At 48.6% G+C, this 6,889-nt stretch carries 5 protein-coding genes; 3 read left to right on the top strand and 2 right to left on the bottom strand.

Translation table 11 applies throughout. The features are described 5' to 3' along the window. The 3 genes from tssI to JW499_RS21155 all read left to right on the top strand — a co-directional run. Positions 1-1,313 (top strand): type VI secretion system tip protein TssI/VgrG (tssI, locus tag JW499_RS21145; protein WP_232846573.1); only part of this gene is annotated, 1,313 nt, incomplete at its 5' end. Between the two features lie 8 nt (positions 1,314-1,321). Continuing rightward, positions 1,322-2,140, top strand: a complete 819-nt coding sequence (locus JW499_RS21150) for a DUF4123 domain-containing protein (RefSeq protein WP_205212444.1) — start codon at positions 1,322-1,324, stop codon at positions 2,138-2,140. Between the two features lie 69 nt (positions 2,141-2,209). Further along, complete coding sequence (locus JW499_RS21155; protein WP_205212445.1) at positions 2,210-4,810, top strand: LysM peptidoglycan-binding domain-containing protein; 2,601 nt, start codon at positions 2,210-2,212, stop codon at positions 4,808-4,810. 31 nt (positions 4,811-4,841) lie between these two features. Here JW499_RS21155 and JW499_RS21160 read toward each other — a convergent pair whose 3' ends face one another. Next, positions 4,842-5,855: a formylglycine-generating enzyme family protein gene (locus JW499_RS21160; RefSeq protein WP_205212446.1), complete on the bottom strand. Its 1,014-nt coding sequence runs from the start codon at positions 5,853-5,855 to the stop codon at positions 4,842-4,844. Positions 5,856-6,206: 351 nt separating this feature from the next. Then, on the bottom strand, positions 6,207-6,889 hold a 683-nt coding region (locus JW499_RS21165; protein WP_205212447.1), incomplete at its 5' end, for a formylglycine-generating enzyme family protein.

Consider the following 6,889-nt stretch of genomic DNA (forward strand, 5'->3'; position numbering starts at 1 on the left):
CGGGCCGCTTTAGCGATTCAGGCCGGGGCAGTAATAACGCCCTGATTCGTTTAGAGTCCCTCAACCGTTACCGGCAAATGGCTAAGGGCAGTAGTGACGTTAACCGGATGACCCCGGGCTACAGTTTTGAACTGACCGGGCATGATCGGGATGCACTCAACAGTGAGTATCTGATTGCGCGGGTTGAGCATGAATGTTCTCAGCCACAGGTGCTGGAAGTGGGTGCATCGACCGAAGGCAGTCAATACAGCAACAATTATCTCTGTGTTCCCTTTGCGGTGCCGTTCCGTCCTACAACCGATGTCAGATCTCCCCATGTGGAAGGCACCCAGACCGCGACGGTCACCGGTCCCGAAGGTGAGGAGATCTACACCGACGAGCATGGCCGCATCAAAGTACAGTTCCACTGGGATCGCGAAGGCCAGGGCAATGAAACCAGCTCCTGCTGGATCAGGGTCAGTCAGTCCCATGCCGGGGGCAGTTTCGGCGGCATGTTTATCCCCCGTATTGGCGAAGAGGTGATTGTTGATTTCCTTGAAGGTGACCCGGATAAACCGCTGGTGATTGGCCGGGTGTACCACGGCCTTAACCGTCCCCCCTACAAACTGCCGGAACACAAAACCCGCAGCACCATTAAGACCAACTCCAGCAAAGGCGGTGATGGTTTTAATGAGATCCGCTTTGAGGATAAAAAGGGTGAAGAGCAGGTCTTCTATCACGCTGAAAAAGATATCGATCAGCGGACCAAAAACGATCATCGCAGCTGGCTGGGTAATGACCGGCATAAAATCGTCGAAGGTAAGGTTTACAGTGAGTATCGCAGCGATGAACATCACCTGACCCAGGGCGATCAGTTCCAGCAGGTCAACAAAAACCAGCACATCACAATAGATCAGAACCTGCATCTATCCGTAGGGCAAAAAAGCCACCTCTACGCAGGACAGCAGATCCATCAGAAAGCCGGACAGAAAATTTATATTACTGCAGGCACTGAGATTGTCCTGAAAGCGGGCAGCGGAATGGTCAAGCTCGACCCCTCTGGTGTCACCATTACCGGTGCCAGCATCAAACTGAACTCCGGTGGCGGTGGCGGAAGTGCGTCAAAGGCATCGCCGACCCCGCCAACACCGCCGGTTGAAGCACAATCGGATGTCGCCGGTTTTGTTTCAGAAGCAAAACAACCGGAACCTGAATGGTCGCCTTTACCGGCGTTTAAATATCAGGATATGGCTAAAAGTGGCGAAACTGTTGTGCATGAGTGCTGCAGTGAAAGCGGTGACAGTTGCCCTATCCATGGAAATAAAGGGGCATGAGGCAGTTTATGGACAGCAGTCAGCTCAGCTATTTTATTATTGATAAGGCTCAGCAACCGGATATCGGTGTGCACTGGTATCAGCATGATACTTTTAGTGAAGGTGTTCATTTCATGTTGTTTAGTGGCACTAAATACGCGCAACTGGAAGATGTTGGCCCACAACTGTTTGCTATTGATCAGGACCACCCGGTCTGTCAGGTGATGGAAAAACTGATGGAGGCCTCACCCATTGGTTGTCGGTTTAGCGGTCATCTGTCAATCGATGAGGTGATCGCGCGATGCCACTGGATGTTGCAGATAGAAACAGATTTTGGTCCCGCTCTGAATCGCTTTTATGAACCCCGGGCGATGCAGGCGACATGGGAAGTTCTGGGCGAGGAGCACTGGTGGCGCTATTGGCAGATAGCACAGCAGGTTAGCTGGTTTGATGAAGAGTGGCATCAACTCAAACGACCTGAAACTCTGCCGGTCAGCGCTGAGGCCCCCGAGAAATCATTTGTGATTCTTCAACAACAGTTCGATGAGATTGATCAGCATCGGGCGGGCCGCTTTGTTAGCAAAATGACCGCATATTATCAGAGTCACCTGCCCGAAGGAGTTGAACCGGAATCCTGGGTCGCAGGGGTGCTGGAGGTTGCCAGGCAGCATGAGATGGCAACCCGCGAACTTCAGGAAGCCTGGTTGCGCACCGCCATAACAGAAGGGGAGCATTTTATGCGGCGGCCTGATATTGCCGAGGTGCTCGCCCATACCGAGTATATCCCCAGCCAGCGTTGGCAGCATGTGCAACAGCTTTTGTCGGGTTTACCCGGTTCTGTCACCTGATACGCAGCTTGATTTGATTGATAAATTCGTAACCAACAACAGTGATAACGCGTTACAACAGGGAATGTTATGTCTGATTATATAATCCGCAAAGGTGATACCTTAAGCCAGATAGCGGCCCGCAATAATGTAAGTCTGAATCAGCTACTCGACCTCAATCCGGAATATCGGCACAACCCTGACCTTATCTATCCGGGACAAACCATCAGGTTGTCACAACAGAGTCAGACTGAAGTGGCGGTTGATGATAAAAAAATGGGCCGCAGTGAAAAAGCAACAGAGGAACTGCCTCCAGCTCAATGCCAGGGAGATAATACAAACGATCAGACGACAAAAAAAGGGTCGTGTCAGGAGAAAGTTGTCGATCTGGTACATCTTACAGGAGAGGGTGATACTTTCTACGCACTTTCGCCAGAAGCGTTGGATGAATTGAATGCGGAGATCGATTTTGTTGAAAATCTGATGACGGAGTATCGAAACATTGTTTCAGACAGTGCGGATACCGCGAGTCAGACGCTTCAGGGCCATGACCAGGTAGCCGAAGCAAAAAAAGCCTGGCTGGGAAAAGCCCGGGATAACGGCCTGATGTGTACATCAGAGGCGTTAAATTTGATGCCACCTGAGGACACTGCGAAGACCAGTGCAGAAGATAAAGCCGGTTTAATAGCGCAACTGAAAAAAGAACGGGAGGCTGTTGAGAGATTTAGTCCTGGATTGTTGGACAGCAATAACTGGGAGGATAACTGCGCAAAGCTACGGGCTGCACGGCTTAAGATAATTGATCAGGAGCTGGCATTACTGAATGGTACAGATCCTGCGGCAGCCAAAACAGCGGGTGATACCAAAACCAATGCTCAGTTTATGTCGAAAAGTTATCACCTGGCTGAACCAAAAGCACAGGATCAATACACGACGACTATGCGAGCGTCGAAGACGGGTTTTCTGGTTCAGGAGGTCACGCTACTTAGCAAGCCCGATAAGTTTTACTATCTGCGTAGTGGATTCCTGAGGAAAGTTGCGAAGCAGCGCTGGGCGAGAGGGCGGCTGAAGCTTTCTGTGGATTTTAAGAAACAGCTGAGAGCCGATAAAAAACTTTCCTCTGAAGCGATGGCCAAAGCCCTGATTGACGATCTGAAAAAAGGGATTAAAGACGACTGGGATAAATCTAAGCTGGAAAAACTGGAAGCTAAATTCTGGGAATGGAAAGCGCCGGATGATTGCCTGTTCAATACCTGGCATTCGGAGTTATTAAACTATGACTCCTCTGCGGGTAAAAATCCCGGTGATACCGTGATGGCGGTGACTGCAGAGGCCCATGCACTACGTTTCGCTGCTACGGCAAGTGCCTCCGTTTCGGGCTTTAATCCTAAAAAGCTCCAGATGAATATGGGCGCCAAATTTGAGACGGCAGTTTCATTGGTTGAGGGCTCCGTTGGGGCAAATATCTATCTGCCGAATGATGGGGGGTATAACTGTATTATCAGTTATAACAACGCCAGCGGTGAGGAGGTGCTGCATGAGTTCGGGACTTTCCGGCTGAAGGGGGCTGTAACCCTTTCGTGCTTTGCTGGTGCAAGAGTCAGTGCTAACGGTGAAGTTAAGCTGGATGCCTCAGGCCTGAAAAAGAAAGAGGTGAGTTCTGGCGCCAGTGCCCTGATGTCGCCGTCCGTCCATGTTAAGAGCAGCCCGCAGCAGGGCGTTACTCTGAAAGGGGAGGCGTTTGCCGGGGTTGATGCGGGAGGTAGTGTCACCGGAGAGCTTGAATGGGAATCCCCACGGGAGCGGAAAAAATGGAAGCAACTGGTTGAGGTTAAGACGGAGGGCTCTGTTGCCTTTGGTGCGGGCATCTCAGGTAGTTTTCATGTTGACTTTGATGGAAGGAACTTTGAATTACATGTTCAGGGGCAAATTGTTTTTGGTCCCGGGGCTGGCGGCGGCTTCGGCACAACAGTTGATGTTATGAATCTGGCAGAGCTGTTTGGGGTGGTTCTGGAAGTGCTGGCCGAAGTGGATTACCGATATATCAATATTATTTCTGAGGACGCATTTAAATATATGGCGATGGGGTTGTTCCGAATGACCCTGGGAGCTGGGCTTGAAGTTTTTGAGGAATTGAAGGACGGAGTGGACGAATTTAAACGCTGGATGGTTAAGCGTAAAGCTGATAAAGATGAAGCCTTATCACTGGCTCGTCAAATCAATTTTGGTTTGAAGGTAATTGATCTGTCCAGGCTTCCGCCGCAAACCTCGGGCCCTATTCTATATACATTAGCCAAAAACTGGGCTGTGATTCCAAACCCGATGCTTGAACAGCAGGAGTCAGCCATAGTTGAGGTTTTAAAACCGATAAGTTCATGGCGACAGTTTATCGAGATACTGGAACATATGAGCAAAGATGGTGAAAAAGTCGACAGTTTTGCCAGTCTGGAAAAGCTGAATAGTATTCTCGACTGGGGACAGCAGGATCAGTTTAATGAGTGGATCAATAAACTGCAGCACCGGCAACCTGGCGATGGAAAACAGTTTAAAGGGCAAGCTAAGCCCTTTGATCCTGTGACTGGCGGGCTTAAAGTTGCAATTGAGAAGCGGAATAGAATTGCTATTTCTGGCCAGTTGATGTGCTGGAACGGTGATGACCTGAGTCCTCCAGGGGGAGGGATGTACGCATAGTTATTAACTAAAAGGGACAAATGGCCCCTTTTTAGTTAATCGGGTTTACATCCTGTACTGCGCAGCGGAAACCATTTTTGGGGGCATGGACTCCTACGTCGATTTTTTTAGTTGCTCTGCGCATGACGACTCTTTCATCCCAGCTAGTCGATCCTCCACGCATAACTTTTAAAATGCTTGGTGGATCGTTATGAATAGACGCTTCAACGGGCCCTTCCGGGCCTTGCGGATTGTGTTCCGGGCTGTGTTTATAATAGTCGGGATCAAACCAGTCATTGACCCATTCAACAGCGTTACTTTGCAGATGGTAAAACCCTAGCGGACTGGGTGGAAAGCTATCTATGGGATGCAGGTCATCTTTTGGCAGGTTAATATCGCCTTTGAGAGTGCCATCATTGGTAGCGTAATAGATATATTTCCCACGATCTCTGGCCGCGTATTCCCATTGCGCTTCTGTTGGCAGATCAAACTTCTTTTCGGTTAGTTGACCGATCCAGAGGCAGTAGTCTTTAGCTTCCTGCCATTTCTGGGTGCCGGTTGGACTATCAGGCTTAAACATCCAGTGGTCGGGTTTACGCTCTTTCAGTTTAGCTTTTGGAATGGGTAAACCGTGGGCAAGTTTAAATAATGTGAATTCATTCACAGAGGTTTCATACTTCGACATTGAGAAACTGTCCAGTGTGACTTTATGTACTGGCCGGTCGTAGGGGTTGATCGTTGAGTTACAGACATCATTGGGGTCATAGACCGGTCTGTCGAGGTATGAGTTACAGGGCATGCCGAAGTCCCCCATATCGAAGCTGCCGCCTTCAACAAAGATCTGGTTCTCGATCGATTTGACTGCTATCTCGGCGACCTGCTGTTTCAGTTCATCACTGATATCAGGGTGCAGGCGCTCAACATTGGCAATAATCTGTTTGATTTTATCGGGGCTGACAACCTCAGACTGAATCTCCAGCGCTTCACTCTGCGAGCAGGCCGCTGTTAGCAATAGTGTGGTCGCCATTGAGGCAAAAAAGAGGGATTTAACAAGCGCGTTATTCATCCATGAATCTCTTAAATAGATAGTGTGTATAACATATACAGATAGTTATCTTATCTGATTTCCACCGGTTATATAACTTCATGAGGGTGCTGATTCAACTGAAATAACAGGCTTGAAAGCTTGTCATTTCATTATGTCAGCTTAATGAGCAGATGAATAAGCTACATCCTAGAGATGGCAGCAATTTAGAGGGAAAGCGATCCATCAAAGCGGGTTTTAGGCGGCCCCAAAGTCACAACTGCGAACTTTGTTTCAGGACTATTGCTGTGTTTGATTAATGATCGCCTTCCCCTGGGGGAGGATCGTATGCATAACAGAGTGATTCAAAAGAACCATCATCTCCCTTGCTTGTTAGTTAACAGGTTTTACATCTTGTACAGCACAACGAAAACCATAAGTAACATAATGGTGCTTCATTATTGGTTTTTGAGTAGCTCTGCGCATGACGACTCTTTCATCCCAATTGGTAGATCCACCTCTTAATACCTTTAAAATTTGGGGCGGGTCGTTATGAATAGACGCTTCTACGGGCCCTGCGGGGCCTTGCGGGTTGTGCTCCGGGCTATGTTTATAATAATCAGGATCAAACCAGTCATTGACCCACTCAACAGCATTACTCTGAAGATGATAAAAGCCTAGCGGGCTGGGTGGAAAACTATCTATGGGATGCAGGTCATCTTTTGGCAGGTTAATATCGCCTTTGAGAGTGCCATCATTGGTAGCGTAATAGATATATTTCCCACGATCTCTGGCCGCGTATTCCCATTGAGCTTCTGTTGGCAGATCAAACTTATTTTCGGTTAGCTGACCGATCCAGAGGCAGTAGTCTTTGGCTTCCTGCCATTTTTGCGTTCCTGTTGGATTTGTTGGTGTAAACCACCAATGATGTGGTTGTTCTTTCCTGAACTCGGGCTCGGGGAGTGGTTGATGATGAGCTAACTTAAAATGCTCAAACTCATAAACCGACGTTTCATATTTAGACATCGAGAAACTATCAAGCGTGACTTTATGTACTGGCCGGTCATAAGGGTTGA

It is taken from the genome of Amphritea pacifica, assembly GCF_016924145.1.
GTDB classification, from domain to species: domain Bacteria; phylum Pseudomonadota; class Gammaproteobacteria; order Pseudomonadales; family Balneatricaceae; genus Amphritea; species Amphritea pacifica.